Source organism: Streptomyces sp. NPDC088350 (assembly GCF_044753545.1).
Lineage (GTDB): Bacteria > Actinomycetota > Actinomycetes > Streptomycetales > Streptomycetaceae > Streptomyces.
In genome coordinates this window covers 238,443-257,242 of record NZ_JBIVNL010000003.1, presented here as the reverse complement: position 1 = coordinate 257,242, position 18,800 = coordinate 238,443, and the positions used below count along the sequence as shown (strand labels likewise).

General features: G+C 70.7%; 20 protein-coding genes. 7 read left to right on the top strand and 13 right to left on the bottom strand.

Annotated features, from left to right (window positions below; translation table 11 throughout):
• Window positions 1-2: 2 nt before the first annotated feature.
• Genes ACIQBL_RS11075 through ACIQBL_RS11065 form a run of 3 tightly spaced genes read left to right on the top strand, consistent with a single transcriptional unit; the run spans window position 3 to window position 1,743 of the window.
• Window positions 3-947: a carbohydrate ABC transporter permease gene (locus ACIQBL_RS11075; protein ID WP_401939436.1), complete on the top strand. Its 945-nt coding sequence runs from the start codon at window positions 3-5 to the stop codon at window positions 945-947.
• Between the two features lie 9 nt (window positions 948-956).
• The gene (locus tag ACIQBL_RS11070; RefSeq protein ID WP_401939433.1) at window positions 957-1,511 is read left to right on the top strand and encodes a DUF4968 domain-containing protein; all 555 of its coding nucleotides are present in this window, start codon (window positions 957-959) and stop codon (window positions 1,509-1,511) included.
• On the top strand, window positions 1,396-1,743 hold the full coding sequence (locus ACIQBL_RS11065) for a DUF5110 domain-containing protein (protein WP_401939430.1): 348 nt from the start codon (window positions 1,396-1,398) through the stop codon (window positions 1,741-1,743). The genes ACIQBL_RS11070 and ACIQBL_RS11065 overlap by 116 nt, the downstream gene beginning before the upstream one ends.
• On the opposite strand, the gene ACIQBL_RS11060 is transcribed toward ACIQBL_RS11065, so the two are convergent.
• Entirely contained in the window at window positions 1,736-2,260 is a 525-nt protein-coding gene (locus ACIQBL_RS11060; protein WP_401939428.1) for a winged helix-turn-helix transcriptional regulator, read from the bottom strand. The genes ACIQBL_RS11065 and ACIQBL_RS11060 overlap by 8 nt on opposite strands.
• A gap of 99 nt (window positions 2,261-2,359) precedes the next feature.
• Here ACIQBL_RS11060 and ACIQBL_RS11055 point away from each other — a divergent pair, with 99 nt between their 5' ends.
• The 3 genes from ACIQBL_RS11055 (at window position 2,360) to ACIQBL_RS11045 (ending at window position 4,441) form a co-directional block, all read left to right on the top strand.
• Window positions 2,360-3,145: an SDR family oxidoreductase gene (locus tag ACIQBL_RS11055; RefSeq protein ID WP_401939425.1), complete on the top strand. Its 786-nt coding sequence runs from the start codon at window positions 2,360-2,362 to the stop codon at window positions 3,143-3,145.
• A 20-nt stretch (window positions 3,146-3,165) separates the two neighbouring features.
• Entirely contained in the window at window positions 3,166-3,525 is a 360-nt protein-coding gene (locus ACIQBL_RS11050) for a nuclear transport factor 2 family protein (RefSeq protein WP_401939423.1), read from the top strand.
• A gap of 166 nt (window positions 3,526-3,691) precedes the next feature.
• Window positions 3,692-4,441 (top strand): SDR family NAD(P)-dependent oxidoreductase, encoded by a 750-nt coding sequence (locus tag ACIQBL_RS11045; RefSeq protein WP_401939421.1) that lies wholly within the window; start codon window positions 3,692-3,694, stop codon window positions 4,439-4,441.
• Window positions 4,442-4,495: 54 nt separating this feature from the next.
• On the opposite strand, the gene ACIQBL_RS11040 is transcribed toward ACIQBL_RS11045, so the two are convergent.
• Window positions 4,496-5,296, bottom strand: coding sequence for a LysR family transcriptional regulator (locus ACIQBL_RS11040; RefSeq protein WP_401939420.1), 801 nt, complete (start codon window positions 5,294-5,296; stop codon window positions 4,496-4,498).
• 9 nt (window positions 5,297-5,305) lie between these two features.
• A complete protein-coding gene (locus ACIQBL_RS11035) occupies window positions 5,306-5,905 on the bottom strand; it encodes a TetR/AcrR family transcriptional regulator (RefSeq protein WP_401939417.1) in 600 nt (199 codons plus the stop codon).
• A 128-nt stretch (window positions 5,906-6,033) separates the two neighbouring features.
• On the opposite strand from ACIQBL_RS11035, the gene ACIQBL_RS11030 reads away from it, so the two are divergent.
• Window positions 6,034-6,651: a short chain dehydrogenase gene (locus tag ACIQBL_RS11030; RefSeq protein ID WP_401939415.1), complete on the top strand. Its 618-nt coding sequence runs from the start codon at window positions 6,034-6,036 to the stop codon at window positions 6,649-6,651.
• Between the two features lie 6 nt (window positions 6,652-6,657).
• On the opposite strand, the gene ACIQBL_RS11025 is transcribed toward ACIQBL_RS11030, so the two are convergent.
• The 10 genes from ACIQBL_RS11025 to ACIQBL_RS10980 all read right to left on the bottom strand — a co-directional run bounded on the left by ACIQBL_RS11025 (window position 6,658) and on the right by ACIQBL_RS10980 (window position 18,800).
• On the bottom strand, window positions 6,658-8,382 hold the full coding sequence (locus ACIQBL_RS11025) for a dolichyl-phosphate-mannose--protein mannosyltransferase (protein ID WP_401939413.1): 1,725 nt from the start codon (window positions 8,380-8,382) through the stop codon (window positions 6,658-6,660).
• A gap of 108 nt (window positions 8,383-8,490) precedes the next feature.
• Window positions 8,491-9,489, bottom strand: coding sequence for a sugar phosphate isomerase/epimerase family protein (locus ACIQBL_RS11020; RefSeq protein ID WP_401939411.1), 999 nt, complete (start codon window positions 9,487-9,489; stop codon window positions 8,491-8,493).
• 30 nt (window positions 9,490-9,519) lie between these two features.
• On the bottom strand, window positions 9,520-10,716 hold the full coding sequence (locus tag ACIQBL_RS11015; protein WP_401939410.1) for a Gfo/Idh/MocA family protein: 1,197 nt from the start codon (window positions 10,714-10,716) through the stop codon (window positions 9,520-9,522).
• 23 nt (window positions 10,717-10,739) lie between these two features.
• On the bottom strand, window positions 10,740-12,230 hold the full coding sequence (locus ACIQBL_RS11010) for a CoA-acylating methylmalonate-semialdehyde dehydrogenase (protein ID WP_401939408.1): 1,491 nt from the start codon (window positions 12,228-12,230) through the stop codon (window positions 10,740-10,742).
• A gap of 12 nt (window positions 12,231-12,242) precedes the next feature.
• Window positions 12,243-14,120, bottom strand: coding sequence for a 3D-(3,5/4)-trihydroxycyclohexane-1,2-dione acylhydrolase (decyclizing) (gene iolD / locus ACIQBL_RS11005; protein ID WP_401939405.1), 1,878 nt, complete (start codon window positions 14,118-14,120; stop codon window positions 12,243-12,245).
• On the bottom strand, window positions 14,117-14,995 hold the full coding sequence (gene iolB, locus ACIQBL_RS11000; protein WP_401939403.1) for a 5-deoxy-glucuronate isomerase: 879 nt from the start codon (window positions 14,993-14,995) through the stop codon (window positions 14,117-14,119). Before iolB ends, iolD begins: the two co-directional genes overlap by 4 nt.
• On the bottom strand, window positions 14,992-15,864 hold the full coding sequence (locus ACIQBL_RS10995; protein ID WP_401939401.1) for an aldolase: 873 nt from the start codon (window positions 15,862-15,864) through the stop codon (window positions 14,992-14,994). The genes iolB and ACIQBL_RS10995 overlap by 4 nt, the downstream gene beginning before the upstream one ends.
• Before the next feature lie 4 nt (window positions 15,865-15,868).
• Window positions 15,869-16,849, bottom strand: coding sequence for a 5-dehydro-2-deoxygluconokinase (iolC, locus tag ACIQBL_RS10990; protein WP_401939399.1), 981 nt, complete (start codon window positions 16,847-16,849; stop codon window positions 15,869-15,871).
• A gap of 112 nt (window positions 16,850-16,961) precedes the next feature.
• Window positions 16,962-17,819 (bottom strand): sugar phosphate isomerase/epimerase, encoded by an 858-nt coding sequence (locus tag ACIQBL_RS10985; protein WP_318021558.1) that lies wholly within the window; start codon window positions 17,817-17,819, stop codon window positions 16,962-16,964.
• Window positions 17,820-17,912: 93 nt separating this feature from the next.
• On the bottom strand, window positions 17,913-18,800 hold the full coding sequence (locus ACIQBL_RS10980) for an ATP-binding cassette domain-containing protein (RefSeq protein WP_401939397.1): 888 nt from the start codon (window positions 18,798-18,800) through the stop codon (window positions 17,913-17,915).

Here is an 18,800-nt window from a genome sequence, read left to right as displayed (position 1 = left end):
TCATGACGCTCACCTCCTCCGCCGAGCCCCGCACCGGCGCACGCTCCGGCCGTCCGGCAGCGCCGGTGCGGCGGACCCGCCCGAAGAGCCTGGCCGCGCGCGCCGCGTGGATCATCGTCCTGGGCTTCTTCCTGCTGTTCTTCGTGCTGCCGGTGGTCTGGCTGCTGCTCGCCCCGACCAAGAGCGACGGCCAGATCCTGCGCGGCGCCCCGTTCTCCGTCGGATCCCTGAGCGGGCTCGCGCACACCTGGCGCAACCTGTACGGCTTCCAGGACGGGGTCATCCTCGACTGGCTGCGGAACTCCGCCGTCTACACCTTCGGCGCGCTGGTCATCACCCTCGTCACCGGCATCCCCGCCGGCTACGGTCTGGCGCTCACCCGGTTCATCGGCCGCCGACTGCTGCTGACCATCACCCTGCTGGTGATGCTGATGCCGTCGGCCGCGCTGGTCCTGCCGCTGTACCTGGAGATCAACGCGGTCCATCTGGACGGCACGATCTGGTCCGTGATCCTGCCCTTCTCGTTCTTCCCGTTCGGGGTCTACCTCACCTACATCTACTTCTCCTCCAACCTCCCGGCCGACCTGCTGGCCGCCGCGCGGATCGACGGCTGCTCGGAGTGGCAGGTCTTCCTGCACATCGCCCTGCCGCTGGCCAAGCCGGTCGTCGCCCTGGTCGGCTTCTTCAACTTCGTCGGCAACTGGAACAACTTCTTCCTGCCCTTCGTGATGCTGCCGGACAGCTCGCGGTACCCGGCCCAGGTGGGGCTGAACAACCTGCTCACCTCGTCGTCGGCCTTCAACACCTCCGCGGGCGTCGGAGACCAGATCATGCGCCCGGAACTAGCCCTGGCCGCCCTCGTCACCGTCCTGCCCGTGCTGCTGGTGTTCCTCTTCTCCCAGCGAGCCCTGGTGTCCGGCATGCTGGCCGGCGCCACCAAGGAGTGAACTGCCGCGATGTTCCGGACCAGTTACCGCGTCGAAGCCGACGGGGTGGTCGTCCTCGCCGACGCCGGCCGGCTGAGGATCCAGGTGCTGGACCCCGGGATCATGCGCGTGGTGCAGACCCGCCGGGACCGCTTCGGCACCGCCGAGAGCCTCATGGTCCTCCCGGCACCCGCCACCGCCCCGCACGTGTCCGAGGTCGACGACGGACTCCTCCTGTCGGCCCCCGCACTGCGACTCGCGATCAACTCCCGCAGCGGCGCGTTCACTTGGACGGACGCCACCGGACGGCTGCTGGTGCGCGAACCGCACGAGGGGACGGCGACGAGAACCCTGGAGGAGACAGAGGTCCACCGCCCCCTCCGCGCCACGGACGCACACCGGACACACGCGCGAGGAGTCGACGGACCGAGAACGGTGACCGACTCCGGGCCGCGCGTCGTGGACCGTATTGCGTACTCGACCACGCTGCGCCTGGAACTCTCCGGGGGAGAGGCGATCCACGGCCTGGGCCAGCACATACCCGGACGCCGACGGCCGGTTCGACCTGTACGACGACAGCGGTGACGGATTCGGCTACGAGCAGGGCGAGTTCACGTACACATCGCTGCGCTGGTGCGACGCCGAGGATCGGTTCCTCGTCGAGGCAGCCGCCGGCGCGGGCGGCGACAGGCCCGCGCACCGGGACTTCCGCCCCGTCGTGGTGGGTGCGGGAGACGGCCTCGGGCCGAGCGAACCCGCCATGGACGGCCCCGTCGTTCACTGCGGCGGCCGGCCGGTGAGCCGTCGGCTCAGGTGAGGGAGACGTCCTTCGGTGTCCCTGCGATCGTGGCGTAGCGGTCGCGCATCGCGTCGCTCGCGGCGGGGCCCGCCGCGAAGACGTACGCGGTGCTGTCGTCGAGGCGGCGGCCGGTTCCGGCGTCGACGACGACGGGCTCGACCTCCTCGCCGGTGTGCGCGTCGACGAGGATCATGCTGCGTTCCGCCGGTGCGAGGCGGGAGTTGCCCCAGGCGGCCAGGGCGACGATCACCGGGCGCAGGGAGTGGCCGAGTCCGGTCAGCACGTACTCGTGGCGGACGGGGTTGGTCCGGTACGGCCTGCGTTCCAACAGCCCGTCCTCGACGAGGGTCTTCAGCCGGGTGGTGAGCATGCTGGAGGAGATGCCGAGGCTCTCCTGGAACTGGTCGAAGCGCGTGTAGCCGTCGAAGGCGTCATGGAGGATCAGCAGCGTCCACCACTCGCCGACGTGCTGCACCGTCGTGGACAGCGGGCACTCCCGGTCCTCCAGCCTGATCCGGCTTGCCACGGCGACCATCCCCTTAGTTACTGCTAATGTCGAAGTCAGTTACTTCTATTTTAGCAGTCTCCTCGGGGGCGGTGTCTCGCGTGCCCGCACCCGGAAACGGAATACACGATGACCCCACCCATCAGCGAATCCCTCGAAGGCCGGCGCGCCCTGGTCACCGGCGGCACCAAGGGCACCGGAGCCGCCATCGCCCGGCGTCTCGCGGAGGCCGGCGCGACCGTCCTCGTCACCGCGCGCAGTCGCCCCGAGGAGGTCGACGAGAAGACGTTCATCGCCGCCGATCTGTCCACCGCCGAGGGCGCCGCCCGCGTCGCGGCCGAGGTGGACGCCCGTACGGGAGGTGTCGACGTCCTGGTCGACAACCTCGGTGGATCCACGGCACCGGCCGGTGGATTCGCGGCGCTCGGCGAGGACGAGTGGGCGACGGAGCTGAACGTGAACCTGCTGGCCGCCGTCCGCCTGGACCGCGCCCTCCTCCCGCACATGATCTCCAGGGGCAGGGGCGCGATCGTGCACGTCACCTCGATCCAGCGCCGTATGCCGCTGTGGAACGGGACCCTGGCCTACGCCGCCGCCAAGGCCGCCCTGACCACCTACAGCAAGGGCCTGGCCAACGAGGTCGCCCCGCACGGCGTCCGGGTCAACACCGTCTCGCCCGGCTTCGTCCGGACGTCCGCGGCCGACCATCTCGTCGACCGGATCTCCGAGGAGGCGGGGATCACGACGGAAGCGGCTCTCGGCCGCCTCATGGACTCCCTGGGCGGCATCCCCCTCGGCCGCCCCAACCGGCCCGAAGAAGTGGCCGAGTTGGTCGCCTTCCTCGTCAGCGACCGCGCCTCGGCCATCGTCGGGGCCGAGCACGTCATCGACGGCGGCACCGTCCCCACCGTCTGAACCACAACAGGAGGAGCGTCATGCACGACGACCAGTACCGGACCATCGCCCCGGACACCCTGCCGGAGGTGGTCATCCGCTATCTGAAGGCGCACGGTGTCCACGACACCGCCGCCGCCGTCTCGGCGTTCACCGGTGACGCCACCGTGATCGACGACGGCACCCCGTACGAGGGCACCGCGGCGATCACCGAGTGGCTGGACCGGTCCGCCACCGCATTCACCTACACCACCCGGCTCACCGGCGCCCGGCGGGCCGACGCGGACCACTGGGTCGCCGCGCAGCGCCTCGAAGGCGACTTCCCCGGCGGAGTCGTCGATCTGCACTACCGGTTCAGCCTCCGCGACGACCTCGTCGAACGCCTCGTCATCGAGCCCTGAGGCGTCGGACACCCGCGTGCCCTGCGGCCGTCGTGGTCCGGATCGATGACCGCCAGGCATCGGACCATGCCGAATCGATCATTGTTCGCCCAGCTCACCTGGGGTGAGGTGAAGGAGACGGCGGTCGTTCGGGCGCACGTCGACGATACGAGCAACGGAGATTTCCATGGGTCAGCTCGACGGCAGGGTCGCGGTCGTGACGGGTGGCAGCAAGGGCATCGGATACTCCTCCGCCCTGCGTTTCGCCGAGGAGGGCGCCCACGTCTACATCACCGGGCGCGGGAAGGCGGAACTGGACGAGGCGGTGGCACGGATCGGCGTGCGGGCCACCGGTGTTCAGGGTGACGTCACGGATCTCGCCGACCTCGACCGGCTGTTCGCGACCGTCGGAGCCGACGGGCGCCGTATCGACGTCCTGTTCGCCAACGCGGGCGGTACGACCTTCGCGCCCCTGGCGGACGTGACCGAGGAGGACTACGAGTACGGGACCGGGCTCAACCTGCGCAGCGCGCTGTTCACCGTGCAGAAGGCGCTGCCCCTGCTCAACGACAACGCGTCCGTCATCCTCGCCACGTCCACCACGGGTGCGCGCGGGGCGGCGGGCGTCGGGCTGTACGCCGCCGCCAAGGCCGCGGTCAGGTCCTTGGCCCGTACCTGGGCCAACGAGCTGAGGCACCGCGGGATCCGGGTCAACGCCCTCGCACCGGGTGCGACCCGGACGCCGGCCCTCGCGGCGGCGACCCCGGAGGGTGTGACGCCGGAGGAGTTCGGCGCGATGGTGGCCGCTCCCGTCCCTCTCGGCCGTACCGCCGAACCGGAGGAGCAGGCCGCCGCGGCCCTGTTCCTCGCCTCCGACGAGAGCAGCTACATCACCGGCATCGAGCTTCACGTGGACGGTGGAATCAACCAGATCTGACACATCCGACACCTCTGACGGTCGGTGCGCGGAGGTTGGTGGCCGTCGGCCGGTTCACTTCGCCGTCGCGAGCGCGGCGCGGACGAGCCCCTCGCGCGCCGCCGTCGGAGTGGCTCGCGGCCAGGCCAGGACGAGTCGGCTGCGGGGCGCGTCGAGCACCGGGACCGCGATCACGGACGGCCCCAGCCGAGGGATCGCGCTCTCCCCGAGCACGACCACCAGTTCGCCCAGCGCGACCCGGTCGATCACCTCGTCCAGGCCGACCGGCGGGGCGTGTTCGCGGAAGAGGGGCTCGTCCCGTACTTCGAGGACGGTCAGGCTCGCGCGGTCGGCGAGGCGGTGTCCCGCCGGGAGGAGGGCGACCGGGGCCTCGTCGAGCAGATCCACCGTGTCCAGCCCGTCGAGATCGTGGCCGGCGCACAGGAGCGCCAGGTCCGCCGTGCTGTCGCGCAGGGCTCCGGTCGGGTCGGGGGTGAACCGCACTTCCACGGGCACCGGATCGGGACCGCGCCGGTAGGTCTCCAGCACATGGGACAGCAGTCCGGTCCCGGTACCGGCCGGAGCGGCGACCACCAGCCGGTCCGGCCGCGCCGCCTGCTGGGTCCGGCGTACCGCGCCGTCCACCGAGGCGAGGACGGTGCGGCTCTCCCGGAGGAACACCTCACCGGCGCGCGTCAGCCGAACCTGCCTGCTGGTGCGCTCGAACAACCGGACCCCCATACGGCGCTCCAGCCTGCCGATGGCGCGGGACAGCCCCGGCTGCGCGATGCCCAACTCCTCGGCGGCGCGGCCGAAATGGAGGCTCTCCGCCACGGCGACGAAGTAGACGATCTCCCGGGTCTCGAGTCGGTCCACGGCCCGCGCTCAGTTCCGGACGGCGTTCAGCGCGGTGTCGAGGAGGTCACCGATCGGCCGGGTGCCGCCGGTTCGCGCCCACTCGTCGACGGCGACGTTCAGACAGGCCAGGGCGGAGGAGACGATCGCGCGGGCCCGCAGTTCCCGGGTGCGGGTCGGTCCCCGGAGCCGTCGGGTGACGTCCGGGAGCAGGGTCTCCGCCCAGCGCGCCCGCTTGTTCAGCAACGCCGGCCGCAGCGCGGGGGTCGCGTCGAGCATCCTCGCCACCGCGACGTTGGTGTCGGCGTCGGCGGTGAGCTGGTCGAGGTGGGGTCGCACGGCGTGGCGCAGCGCGGTCCAGGGGTCCTCGTCGAGGGGGCGTGCCGCGAGGGCCTCGGCGAGTCTGTCGCCGATCTCGTCCATGTGGCCGACGACCATGTCCTCCTTGGTCGGGAAGTAGCGGAACACGCTGCGTCCCGACATGCCGACCGCGGCGGCGATCTGATCGACCGTCGTCTGCTCGAAACCGTGCGCCACGAACAGCGTCATCGCGGTCTCGGCGATCTGCGTCCGCACGGCGCGCCGGGTCATCTCCCGCAGCCCCGACTTCGCCCTCGCTGTGTTGGCCATGTGCCCAGAATAGCGGTTACCGCCTAACCTGTCAGTGGGTGACAAGTTCGTCTATGGTTGACGCATGCGTCGGCGTCGACCCGGGGCCGTGCGTGAAGCGATCGATGATCTTGAGGAGTGGGTGCACCATGAAGGTGATCGTTGTCGGGACCGGGACGATCGGGGCGGCCGTGCGGGACACGCTTGCCGCTCATGGCCACGAGGTCCTGTCGGTGGGCCGTACCTCCGGCGACCGCCGGGCGGACATCACGGACACGGCGAGCCTGCGGGCCCTCTTCGCCGGGGTCGCCGGGGCCGGGGGCTTCGACGCCGTGGCCTGCGCGGCGGGGGACGTGTTCCCGGCGCCGCTGGAGCAGACCACGGACCAGCAGTGGGCCGACTCCGTGGCGGCCAAGGGCATGGGGCAGATCAACCTCGTACGGGCCGCCCTGCCGCACATCGCCGACCGGGGCTCGTTCACGCTGGTCTCCGGCGTGCTGACGGACGAGTTCACGCAGGCCGCCACGATCGGCGCGACGGTGAACCACATGGTGGAGGGCTTCGTGAAGGCGTCCGCGACGGAACTGCCGCGCGGTGTCCGGATCAACTGCGTCAGCCCCACGGTCCTGACGGAGTCCGTGGCCTACCACCCGTACTTCCCCGGATTCCCCCCGGTACCGGCCGCCGAGGTCGCCCTCGCTTACCTCCGTGCCCTCGCGAATCCCTTCACCGGCCGCGTCCTCAAGCTGCACAGGACCGACGGCTGACGTGTCTCAGGCCCAGGTGTCGAGCCACAGCCTGGCGCGCCAGCCGTCGTACGGAATCGTCGAACCCGAGTAGATCGGAAGGAAATAGAGGAAGTTCCACGCGATGACCAGGACGAGGAAACCCGCGGCCACCGCACCCACCGTGCGGCGGTTCGGGTCCGCCCCCGGCGGACCCAGCAGCGCGCCCAGCATCATCGCCACGGCCAGGCACAGGTACGGCACGAAGGCGACGGCGTAGAAGGAGAAGATCGTCCGGTCCTGGTAGAGGAACCAGGGCAGGTAGCCGGCGGCCACCGCGCACAGGACGGCTCCCGCGCGCCAGTCGCGGCGCAGTGCCCACCGGAAGAGGAGGTACACCAGCGCGCAACAGGCCGACCACCACAGCAGGGGCGTGCCCAGGGCGAGGATCTCCTGCGAGCAGCCGGACGCGGCATGGCAGCCGTCCTGCCCGGCTTTCGGTGACTCGTAGAAGAAGGCCACGGGGCGGCCGAGGACCAGCCAGCTCCACGGGTTGGACTGGTAGGGGTGGGGAGTGTGCAGCCCCACGTTGAACTGGTAGACGAGATATTCGTAGTGCCACAGGCTGCGGAGCGGCGCCGGGATCCACGACCAGGTGCCGCCCCGGCCGTCCGCCCAGTGCCGCCCGTAGCCGTTGTCGGACAGGAACCATCCGGTCCACGTCGTCAGATAGGTCAGCACGGCGACCGGCACGAGGGACAGCACCGACCCGCCGAGGTCCCTGCGCAGTACCGCCCGATAGGGGTGGCGTGCCCCGGCGACGCGGCGGGCGCCGACGTCCCACATCACGGTCAGGACGACGAAGAAGGCCAGGAAATACAGGCCGTTCCACTTGGTCGCGGCCGCCAGCCCCAGGAAGACGCCGGCCGCGAGCCGCCAGGGACGCGGTCCCGTCCCGGCGCGGTCGCCGACGTGCTCGTCCGGGCGGGCCCAGCCGTCCCCGTCCACCGGCAGGGCTGCCGCGAGCCGGGCCCGCGCACGGTCGCGGTCGACGAGCAGGCATCCGAAAGCCGCCAGCACGAAGAACATGACGACGAGGTCCAGCAGGGCGACCCGGCTCATCACGTAGTGCAGGCCGTCCATGGCCATCAGCACGCCGGCCAGGCAGCCCAGCAGGGTCGACCGGAACAGACGGCGGCCTATTCGGCACAGCATCAGCACCGACAGCGTGCCCAGGACCGCCGTCACGAAGCGCCAGCCGAACGGATCGAGGCCGAACACGGACTCGCCGAGGGCGATCACCCACTTGCCCGCGGGCGGGTGCGCGACGAAGGACCCGGTGTCGGAGAGCGGGATCACCTGAGGGTGCGCCAGGACCTGCGGGTCGGCGACCTTACTCTTCGGCCAGGTGCCCTCGTAGCCGAGGCGCAGCAGGGCCCAGGCGTCCTTGGCGTAGTAGGTCTCGTCGAAGACCAGAGCCCGGGGCTGCCCGAGGTGCCGGAAGCGGAGCACTCCGGCGAAGGCGGCGACGAGCAGCGGCCCCAGCCAGCCCATCGCCCGCGCGACGCGGTACGCCGCTAACGGGCCGAGGCCCAACAACTCCCAGACGCGGGTGGCCGGTTCGGAGAAGGGCGGAACGAGACGTTCGCGTACGTCGGTCCGAGGCGGGGCCACGTACCCGAACCGGCGCAGCCGCTCCGCCCAGGCGCCGGTTCGCACCGCGGGACCGGAGCCGCCGAGGTCACGGGAACGTGTTCGAGTGCTGTTCGTCACCCGGTGACCTTAACCACTCGGTGGGCGCCGGAGACGGGGGCGCCCCCTGGGACGGTGGACCGGCCCGGCCGACCGGGCTCGGTCCCTTACGACGTCGGGGTGTTCGCGTCAGACGCCGGCAGCGGCGGTGTGCAGGTTCTTCGCGGCCAGGGCGAGACCCTCGGTCTGCGAGTACGCGGCGTCCTCGTGCTCGATGTTCACGGCCATGTCCGGGTCGATCTCGGCCAGGGCGCGCAGGAACTCGGTCCAGAACGGGATCCCGTTGCCGTTGCCGACGGCGACGAACTTCCACGCCGGGTTCTCGGGCCACGCGTTGCACCAGAAGCCGTAGCCGGTCGGGACCTTGCCGGGGTCGTCGGCGGACACCCGGGTGAACGAGGTGTCCAGCACACCGCGGATGTCGGCGCCCGGGCAGAGCGTCGCGTCCTTCGCGGCGGCGTGGAACACCAGCGGGCCCAGCCACTTGATGGACGCGATGACGTCCATGCCCTGCCACATCAGGTGCGACGGGTCCATCTCCGCGCCGACGTTCGTCAGGCCGCCCGCGTCGACGAGACGCCTGAGGGTGACCGGCGAGAACACGAGGTTGTGCGGGTGCATCTCGATGGCGACCCGGACGTCGTTCTCCCGGGCCAGCGCGTCGATCTCCTTCCAGAACTCGACGGCCACACCCCACTGGTAGTCCAGGACGTCCATGTAGACGCCGTCCCACGGATTGACCACCCAGGACGGGTACTTGGCGTCCGGGTCGGAGCCGGGCGTGCCCGACATCGTGACGACGTGCCGTACCCCGAGCAGGCCCGCGAGACGGATCGTGCGGCGCAGGTCGTCGGCGTGCTTGGGGCCGACCCCGGGGAGCGGGTTGAGCGGGTTGCCGTTGCAGTTGAGGCCGGTCAGCTCCATCCCGCGCTCGGCGAAGGTCGCCAGGTACTCCTCGCGGGCGGTCGCCGAGGACAGCAGCAGGTCGACCGGGCAGTGCGGGGAGGGGATGAAGCCACCGGTGTTGACCTCGACGGAGGTCAGGCCGTTCTCCTTGAGGACGTCGAGGGCCTCGGCGAGGGGGCGGTCGTGCAGACAGGCGGTGTAGGCGCCGAGCTTGAGAGCCATGCGGGTGCTCCTTGGATACGTGGGTGACGGTCAGACGGCGGGCGGGACCTGGACGGCCGCGCCGTGGGACTGCGAGGACTCGACGACCGCGCGGATGATCTCCATGGTCCGCAGTCCCTCGGCGAACGAGGCGCAGGCCGGAAGCGGTTCGGCGACCCCGGCGACCTGGTCGAGGAACGCACGGGCCTGGTAGGTGAAGTTGTCGGCGTTGCTCGCGCCCACGCCCGGCGCCTCCATCGGCACCCCGCCCGCGAAGTACGGCATCTGGGGACCGGCGATGATCTGCCGGGCACCGCGGGTACGGACGTCGGGCTGGGCGTCGTCGAAGAGGTACTCGGCCGGCCGGTGCTGGTCGAACGCGGCCCGGCCGCCGACCCCGAGGACGTCGAAGGCGAGCCCGTTGGGCAGCCCGAAACCGGTGCGGGTCACGGAGAAGGTGCCGACGAGCCCGGACTCGAAACGGGCCGTGAAGGACGCGGTGTCCTCGTTCTCCACCTCGCCGAACTCGTCGGAGACGGGAGCGGCGTTGTGCCCGACGACCGCGCCCAGCGGCAGCGGACGCTTGGTGATCTGCGTGGACAGCGTGGCACCGGAGACCGAGACGATGGGACCGGCGACGTACTCGGCGGCGTCGATGACGTGCGAGCCGACGTCACCGAGCGCGCCGGAACCGGCGCCGCCCTTGAAACGCCAGCTCAGCGGACCCCTGGGGTCGGTGGCGTAGTCGCACCAGTAGCGCCCGCTGAACAGGGTCAGGTCACCCAGCTCGCCGCGCCGCACGTGGTCGCGGATCGCGGCGATGCCGGGGGAGCGGCGGAAGGTGTACCCGACGGCGGTCACGACACCGGCGGACCGCTCCAACTCGGCCATCGCACGGGCGTCTTCGAGCGAACCGGACAGCGGCTTCTCGCACAGCACGTGCTTGCCGGCGGCGACCAGCGCCTCGGCGATCGGCCGGTGCAGCGCGTTCCCCACGACGATGCTGACCGCGTCGATCGTCGGGTCCTCGGCGACGGCCTCCCAGCTCGGCAGCGCCTTCTCGAAGCCGTAGCGGCGGGCGGCGTCCTCGGCGAGCGCGGTGTTGGCGTCGGCCACCGCGGCCAGCCGGACCGGCGGCAGGCCCGCTCCGAACACGGTGTTGACGTTGCGGTACCCGGCGGCATGGCTGCGGCCGGCCATACCGGCTCCGATCACCGCGACGGACAGGGGCTTGGCGGAGGAGGTCATGAGGTGTCCCTTGGGAAGAGAGGTCAGCTGGAGGTGGGGAAGTTGAAACCGGCGGCGACCTGCTGGGCGGGCTGCGGCCAGCGGGTGGTGACGACCTTGGGGCGGGTGTAGAAGCGGATGCCCTCGGGACCGTGGATGGGGGAGTCGCCGATGAGGGAGTCCTTCCAGCCGCCGAAGGAGTAGTACGACATCGGCACGGGCACCGGCACGTTGACGCCGATCATCCCGACCTTGACCTTGCGCTGGAAGCGGCGCGCGGCCTCACCGGAGGCGGTGAACAGGGCGGTGCCGTTGCCGTACGGGTTGGCGTTGATGACGGCGATGGCCTCGTCGAGGGTGTCGACGCGGACGATCGCGAGGACCGGGCCGAAGAGTTCGTCGCGGTAGGCGTCCATCTCGGCGGTGACGTGGTCGAGGAGGGAGGGGCCGGTGAAGAAGCCGTCCTCGTGGCCCTCGATCTTGAGGCCGCGGCCGTCGACGACGACGGTGGCGCCCTGCTCGGTCGCGGTGGCGACGGCGTTCTCGACCCGCTCCTGCGCGACCTTGGTGATGAGCGGTCCCATCTCCACGCCGGGGACGTGGCCGGGGCCGACCTTCACCTCGCGGGCCTTGCGGGCCAGCACCTCCACCAGGCCGTCCGCCGCGTCACCCACGGCCACGGCGACGGAGACGGCCATGCAGCGCTCGCCGGCCGAGCCGTAGGCGCCGGCGGTGATGTGGTTGGCGGCGAACTCCAGGTCGGCGTCGGGCAGGACGACGGCGTGGTTCTTGGCTCCGCCGAGGGCCTGGACGCGCTTGCCGTGCGAAGTGGCCTGCTCGTGCACGTACTTGGCGATCGGCGTCGACCCGACGAAGGAGACGGCCGCGATGCCGGGGTGGGTGAGGATCGCGTCGACGGCGTCCTTGCCGCCGTGCACGACGTTGAACACACCGTCGGGGAGCCCGGCGCGCCGGTACAGCTCGGCGACGAAGTTCGCGGCCGACGGGTCCCGCTCACTGGGCTTGAGGATGAACGTGTTGCCGGTCGCGATCGCGATCGGGTGCATCCAAAGGGGCACCATCGCGGGGAAGTTGAAGGGGGTGATGCCCGCGACGACACCGAGCGGCTGACGGAAGTTGTGGACGTCGACGTCCCGCGAGACCTGGTCGGAGAAGGACCCCTTCAGGACGTCGCCGAGACCGCAGGCGAACTCCACGACCTCACGGCCGCGGGTGATCTCGCCCCGCGCGTCGGCCACGGTCTTGCCGTGCTCCGCGGAGATGATCCGCCCCAGCTCCTCCTCGTGCTCGACGAGCAACTGCCGGAAGGCGAACATCACTTGGGTGCGCTGCGACAGCGACGACTCCGACCAGGACTCGAAGGCCCGCCCGGCGGCGGCGACCGCGGTGTCCACGGCGTCGGGTCCGCCCAGGACCACCCGGGCCTGCTCCTGGCCGGTGGCCGGGTCGAACACCGCGGCGGTGTCCGTGCCGGGCACGGACGAACCGTCGATCCAGTGCTGAATGGTATTCACGGCAAGGTGTCCTTACAGGTAGTGGCGCTGGGACTGCTTGTGGGCGGCGTAGGTCTCGTGGGCGGTGCGGGTGGTGTCCAGGGCGGAGACCTGGCTGACGGGCACGTCCCACCAGCCGTGCGCGGGCGGGTTGGGCCCGTACAGGTCGGTCTCGACATGGACGACGGTGGTGCGGCTCGCGGCCTTCGCCTTCTCCATCGCGCTGCGGAACTCGTCGACGGAGGTGGCGTGCAGGACGTCCGCGCCGAGCGAGGAGGCGTTGGCGGCGAGGTCGACGGGGAGGACGTCTCCGTCGAGCTGGCCCGAACCGCCGTTCCGGTAGCGGTACTTGGTGCCGAAGCGCTGTGAACCCAGGGACTCGGACAGGGCGCCGATCGACGCGAAGCCGTGGTTCTGGACGAGGACGACGATGACCTTCAGGCCCTCCGAGACCATGGTCACGATCTCCTGGGCCATCATCAGATACGAGCCGTCGCCGACGAGGACGACGACCTCGCGCGAGGGGTCGGCCATCTTGGCGCCGACGCCGGCGGCGATCTCGTAACCCATGCAGGAGTACGCGTACTCGACGTGATAGGCCTTCGGATCCCTTGCCCGCCACAGCTGTTGGAGATCGCCGGGCATGGAACCGGCCGCGTTGATGACCACGTCACGGTCGCCGAGCACGTCGTTCAGGGCGCCGAGGATCTCCGTCTGCGCGGGCAGCGGGCCGTGGCCCACCGTGAAGCAGCCGTCCTCGATCTCCCTTGTGCGGGCGATGAGTTGACGGGTCCGCGCACGGTACTCCGGTGCGACCTCCCAGTCGGCGAGGGCATCCGCGAGGGCCTCGACACCGAGCCGGGCGTCGGCCACCAGCGGTTCCGCGGAGTGCTTGACGGCGTCCAGGCGGGTCACGTTGAGGTTGACGAAGGCGACGTCCGGGTTGGCGAAGACGGTGTGGCTGGCGGTGGTGAAGTCGCTGTAGCGGGTGCCGATACCGAGGACGACATCGGCGTCCTTCGCCAGTTCGTTGGCCGCGTAGGAGCCGGTCGAGCCGATGCCGCCGACCGCGCAGGGGTGGTCCCAGGGGACCGCGCCCTTGCCGGCGTGGGTGTCGGCGACCGGGATGCCGGTGGCCTCGGCGAAGGCCCGCAGCCGGGTCTCGGCGCCGGAGTACACGGCACCGCCGCCGGCCACGATCAGCGGCCTGCGCGCGTCGCGCAGCAGCCGTGCGGCCCGCTCCACGGCGGCGGGCTCCGGCACCGGGCGGCCCACATGCCAGACCCGGCGCCGGAAGAACGCGACCGGCCAGTCGTACGCCTCGGCCTGTACGTCCTGCGGCAGGGCGAGGGTCACGGCGCCGGTCTCCACCGGGTCGGTCAGCACCCGCATCGCCGCGAGCGCGGCGGGGATCAGCTGCTCGGGGCGGGAGATCCGGTCGAAGTACTTCGACACGGCGCGGAAGGCGTCGTTGACGGTGACGTCCCCGCCCCGGGTGTCCTCCAGCTGCTGGAGCACCGGGTCGGCCGCGCGGGTGGCGAACATGTCGCTGGGCAGCAGGAGCACGGGTATGCGGTTGGTCGTGGCGAGGGCCGCGCCCGTGATCATGTTGGTGGAGCCGGGACCCGTCGATGCCGTGCAGGCGAAGGTCGCCAGGCGGTCGCGCATCTTCGCGTAGGCCACCGACGCGTGGACCATGCCCTGCTCGTTGCGGGCCAGGTAGTAGGGCAGGTCCGCCTCTTGGGTGACGGCGGCCTGCAGCAGCGCCTGGCCGACGCCGGCCACGTTGCCGTGTCCGAAGATGCCCCAGACCCCGGGGATGAGGCGCTGCTCCTGGCCGTCGCGCTCGCTGTACTGGTTCGCGAGGAAGCGGACCAGGGCCTGGGCGGTGGTGAGTCGTACGGTGGTCATCGCTGCGTGAGTCCTTCGAAGGGCAGGCGGTCGTCGACGTCCTGGGACCGCCAGGTCTCCCGCACCCATCCGTGGGCGGGGTCGTCGCAGATCAGCCAGGCGCGGTCCTGGCCCGGGCCGGCCATGACGTTGAGGTAGTAGAGGTCGTAGCCGGGTGCCGCGATCGACGGGCCGTGCCAGCCGTGCGGGATGAGCACGGTGTCGCCGGAGCGGACCTCGGCGAGCACGTCGATCGGCCGCTCCTGGGTGCCGTAGACCCGCTGGTAGGCGAAGCCGTCCTCGCCCGCGACCTGGAAGTAGTAGATCTCCTCCAGCTCCGACTCCTGGCCCGGCCGGGCCTCGTCGTGCTTGTGCGGAGGGTAGGAGGACCAGTTGCCGCCGGGGGTGAGGACCTCGCACACCAGGAGCTGTTCGGCGTCGAAGGTGCCGGGCAGGCAGTAGTTGTTGACCTGGCGGGAGCAGGCTCCGGCGCCGCGGAGTTCGACGGGCACGTTCTTCTGGGACCCGTACCGAGCGGAGAGTGAGCTCCGCCCGGTACGGGCGTTGGGCAGTGCGAACGTTCCTCCGCTCGCACTGCTGATCAGGGCCTCCGACTGGCGGGGGAGGTACGCGAAGTCGGTGGCCGAGGCGAACACGCCTGTCCGGCCGGCGAGTTCGAAGGCCGTGCCGTCCGTGGTGACGGTGCAGGAGCCCGTCAGCGGCAGGACCAGGAACTCGGAATCCCCGGTGGACAGGGCGTGTGCCTCGCCCGGCTTCAGGGTCAGGATCCTGAGGCCGGAGTATCCCCAGCCCGCCGACTCGGGCGTGACCAGGAGGTCGTAGGGGCCGTCGGCCGAACTCCCGTTGGGCAGGTGGTACTTGCTGGTGTCGCTCACAGCAGGCTCACCGCCTTGTCGACCGCGCCGGCGACATCGCCGTTCGAGGGGTAGAGCAGGGAGCGGCCGACCACCAGGCCCTGTGCGGTGGGGAGTCGGAGGGCCTTGCCCCAGGAGGCGAAGGCCGCTTCGGCGTCCTTGACCTCGCCGCCGAGGAGGAGTGCCGGGAGGGTGGAGGAGGCCAGGACGCGTTCCATACCGTCGACGACCGGGAGCTTCAGCCAGGTGTAGGCGGTGCGGCGGCCCAGGCCCGAGGCGATGGTGATCGACTTGACGACGGCGTCCGTCGAGAGGTCGTTGCGTATCTTCCCGTCCTGCCAGCTGGAGAGGAACGGCTCGACCATGGCGATGAGTTGACGGTCGTTCAGCTCGTTGACGGCGCGGGCGGTGTTCTCCAGGACGGAGGGTGTCGCCGGGTCGTCGAGGGCGATACGGGTGAGCATCTTGCCGCCGTCGAAGCCCATCGCGGCGATCGTCTCGGCGTCGTAGCCGGTGAAGCGGTCGTCGATCTCGAAGGCGGAGCCCGCGAGCCCGGCCCGGTTCATCGAGCCGAAGACGCTCTTGCCGTCCAGGACGCCGAGCAGCAGCAGGTCCTCCAGGATGTCGGCGGTGGCCAGCACCCCGGTGACACCGGGCCGCTCCAGCGCGACGCACAGCCGGTCCAGCAGCTCGAAACGGTCGGCCATGGCATGGGGGTTCGCGCCGACGCCGTTGGCGCCGCGGGCGGGATGGTCCGCCGCGATGATCATCGCCCGGCCGTGCTCGCCGAGCGGCGAGGTGGCCTTGACCCGGCGCGCGGCGGCGAGGGCGACGGCACCGGGGTCGCCCACCCGGGCGGACACGATCCGGCTCACGTTGTCGGACAGCACGTCGTCACGCCCTTCGTTCGGTGGTGGGGGAGGTGGCGGCGAGGGATGCCTCGTGGAGCTTGGCGTCGACCTCGGCCTCGGTGGGCATCGCGTCGGAGCAGGAGAGCCGGCCCGCGACGACGGCACCGGCCGCGTTGGCGAAGGCGACCGTGCGGCGGGTGTCCCAGCCGGACAGCAGACCGTGGCAGAGCGCGCCGCCGAAGGCGTCACCGGCGCCGAGGCCGTTGACGACGTCCACCGGGACCGGCGGTATCTCCACTGCCGCCCCCGTGCGGTCGACGGCGAGGACACCCTTGGGGCCCTGCTTCACCACGGCCAGTTCCACGCCGGCGGCGAGGAGTGCCTTCGCGGCGGCGTACGGCTCGCGTTCGCCCGTCGCCACCTCGCACTCGTCCCGGTTGCCGACGGCGACCGTGGTGTGGCGCAGGGCCTCGGTGTAGTAGGAACGGGCCTGATCGGCGTCCTTCCAGAACATCGGCCGCCAGTCCAGGTCGAACACCGTCGTCCCGGACTTCGCGCGGTGCGCGAGCGCGGCGAGGGTGGCCGAGCGGCTGGGTTCCTCGCTCAGCCCGGTGCCGGTGACCCACAGGACCGAGGCCTCGCGCACGGCGTCCAGGTCCAGTTCGTCCGGCCGGATGTCCAGGTCGGGAGCCTTGGGCAGCCGGTAGAAGTAGAGCGGGAAGTCGTCCGGCGGGAAGATCTCGCAGAACGTCACCGGCGTCGGCGCGATGTCCGACGTACCGACGAACCGGGTGTCGACGCCGTAGCCCGCCAGCGCGGTACGGACGAAGTCGCCGAACGGGTCGCGACCCGTCTTGGTGACCACGGCCGAGGAGTGCCCGTACCGGGCGGCGGCGACGGCGACATTGGTGGGACTGCCGCCGAGGTACTTGCCGAACGTGGTGACCTCGGCCAGGCCCACGCCGGTCTGGAGCGGATACACATCCACCCCGACACGGCCCATGGTCAGCACTTCCAGCGGCATTTCGCGATTCCCTTCGCTCCGGAGAGACTCCGGTGACGGTTGACTTAAAGCGCTTTAAAAGCGCCTACAGCGGAGTACTGTGCCTGCGCTGAAATGTCATGTCAATAGTTTGTTACGACGAAGCGGCGAGGTACTCGTCGATCTTCGCGCGCATGAACAGCGAGGACTCCTTGGCCCGTTCCTCCCAGGCGAACACGCACGCCGTGAGAGTGCCGTCGAAGTCGTTCTCCCGCAGGGCCCGGAACAGCTCGCCGAAGTCGACCTCGCCCTCGCCCATGTCGAGGTGCTGGTGGATCCGGGCCGTGGTGCCGGGCGGGTTGAGGATGTAGCGGTTGCCCGACGACGCCGTGTGGTCGAAGGCGTCGGCCAGATGGACATGGGTGAGGAGATCGCCCGCGTGCCGGATGATGCCCGGGGCGTCGTCACCGATGTGGAAGGTGTGCGGCGCGCAGTAGAGGAAGCTCACGCTCGGGTGGTTGATGCCCCGGATGAAGTCGACCGCCTGGTGGCCGTCCTCGATGAAGTCGTCGGGGTGCGGTTCCAGCGTGAGCCGGATGCCCTCCTGCTCGAAGAGCGGGAGGAGTTCGTCCATCGACTTCCAGAACTGGGCCTCGCTGCGGTCCGCTTCCTCGGGCCGGCCGTTGAACTCCGAGATCATGCTGTCCACGCCCAGCTCGGAGGCGATCTGGATGGACCGCTTCCAGTAGCGCACGGCGGCCTGCCGGGCGTCCTCGTCGGGGCCGGACCAGCGGAACAGCGGCAGCAGGGAGGAGATCCCGACGCCGGCCGCATCCAGCGCCTTGCGGAACTTGCGCACGGTGGCGTCGTCCACGCGGGGGTGCCGGAAGAACGGGATGAAGTCCTCGCGGGGTGACAGCTCGATCCACTCGTAGCCCAACTCGGCCACCACGCCGGGTAGTTCGAGCAGGGGGACATGACGGATCATGTACGGGTCGAGGGCGATCTTCATGAGGGAATGCCTTCGGGTATAGGGGGGAGCGGGGGGTGCGTCGGACGAGGCCGTCCGCGCGCACGGGGTACGGCCGGTGTCCTGGTGTCGCTGTCAGCCGGCGCTTTCGGCCGAGGTCGTGACGTCCTCGTCCTCCGGCAGCTCGTTGACGTCGACGCCGCGGACCTGGGACAGCTCGTGTTTGAGTGCGGCGAGTTCGGTGCCGCCTGCCATGTGGTTGGTGAGCTCTTCGAGGGTGATCTCGCTGCGTTCGGCGGAGAGTTCCATGGTGCCGAGGCGCAGGACGCTGAAGTGGTCGCCGACCATGTAGGCGTGGTGCGGGTTGTGGGTGATGAAGATGACGCCGAGGCCGCGTTCGCGGGCGGCGGCCACGTACTTGAGGACCACGCCGGACTGCTTGACGCCGAGGGCGGCGGTGGGCTCGTCGAGGATGAGGACGCGGGCGCCGAAGTAGACGGCGCGGGCGATGGCGACGCACTGGCGCTGGCCGCCGGAGAGGGTGCCGATGGGCTGGTCCAGGTTGTCCAGGACGATGCCCATGTTGCGCAGTTCCTCGTCGGCGGTCTTCTTCATGCCCTCGATGTCGAGACGGCGTACGGGCCAGGGGCCCTTGGTCATCTCGGAGCCGAGGAAGAAGTTCCGCCACACCGGCATGAGCGGGACGGTCGCCAGGTCCTGGTAGACGGTGGCGATGCCCTTGTCGAGTGCCTGGCGGGGGGTGGTGAAGTGCACGGGCTCGCCGTCGACGAGGAACTCGCCCTCGGTGTGCTGGTGCAGGCCGGAGATGATTTTGATGAGGGTGGACTTGCCGGCGCCGTTGTCGCCGAGGACGCAGGTGACCTGGCCGGGGCGGACGGCGAGGTCGACGCCGTGCAGGGCGCGGACGTTACCGTAGGACTTGCCCGTGTTCCGCAGCTCGACTACGGGGGCGCCGTTGCCCGTTGCGGGGTCCGCGAGAGGGGTCGGGTGGGTGGTGGTCAC

What these genes read in the sequence shown, in the direction of transcription:
- ACIQBL_RS11075 (WP_401939436.1), top strand. Translation starts at nt 3, where the DNA reads ATGACGCTCACCTCCTCCGCCGAGCCCCGCACCGGCGCACGCTCCGGC.
- ACIQBL_RS11070 (WP_401939433.1), top strand. Translation starts at nt 957, where the DNA reads ATGTTCCGGACCAGTTACCGCGTCGAAGCCGACGGGGTGGTCGTCCTC.
- ACIQBL_RS11020 (WP_401939411.1), bottom strand. Translation starts at nt 9,489, where the DNA reads ATGGCTCTCAAGCTCGGCGCCTACACCGCCTGTCTGCACGACCGCCCC.
- ACIQBL_RS10985 (WP_318021558.1), bottom strand. Translation starts at nt 17,819, where the DNA reads ATGAAGATCGCCCTCGACCCGTACATGATCCGTCATGTCCCCCTGCTC.
- ACIQBL_RS11060 (WP_401939428.1), bottom strand. Translation starts at nt 2,260, where the DNA reads ATGGTCGCCGTGGCAAGCCGGATCAGGCTGGAGGACCGGGAGTGCCCG.
- ACIQBL_RS11030 (WP_401939415.1), top strand. Translation starts at nt 6,034, where the DNA reads ATGAAGGTGATCGTTGTCGGGACCGGGACGATCGGGGCGGCCGTGCGG.
- ACIQBL_RS11055 (WP_401939425.1), top strand. Translation starts at nt 2,360, where the DNA reads ATGACCCCACCCATCAGCGAATCCCTCGAAGGCCGGCGCGCCCTGGTC.
- iolC (WP_401939399.1), bottom strand. Translation starts at nt 16,849, where the DNA reads ATGCCGCTGGAAGTGCTGACCATGGGCCGTGTCGGGGTGGATGTGTAT.
- ACIQBL_RS11050 (WP_401939423.1), top strand. Translation starts at nt 3,166, where the DNA reads ATGCACGACGACCAGTACCGGACCATCGCCCCGGACACCCTGCCGGAG.
- iolD (WP_401939405.1), bottom strand. Translation starts at nt 14,120, where the DNA reads ATGACCACCGTACGACTCACCACCGCCCAGGCCCTGGTCCGCTTCCTC.
- ACIQBL_RS11035 (WP_401939417.1), bottom strand. Translation starts at nt 5,905, where the DNA reads ATGGCCAACACAGCGAGGGCGAAGTCGGGGCTGCGGGAGATGACCCGG.
- ACIQBL_RS11015 (WP_401939410.1), bottom strand. Translation starts at nt 10,716, where the DNA reads ATGACCTCCTCCGCCAAGCCCCTGTCCGTCGCGGTGATCGGAGCCGGT.
- ACIQBL_RS11045 (WP_401939421.1), top strand. Translation starts at nt 3,692, where the DNA reads ATGGGTCAGCTCGACGGCAGGGTCGCGGTCGTGACGGGTGGCAGCAAG.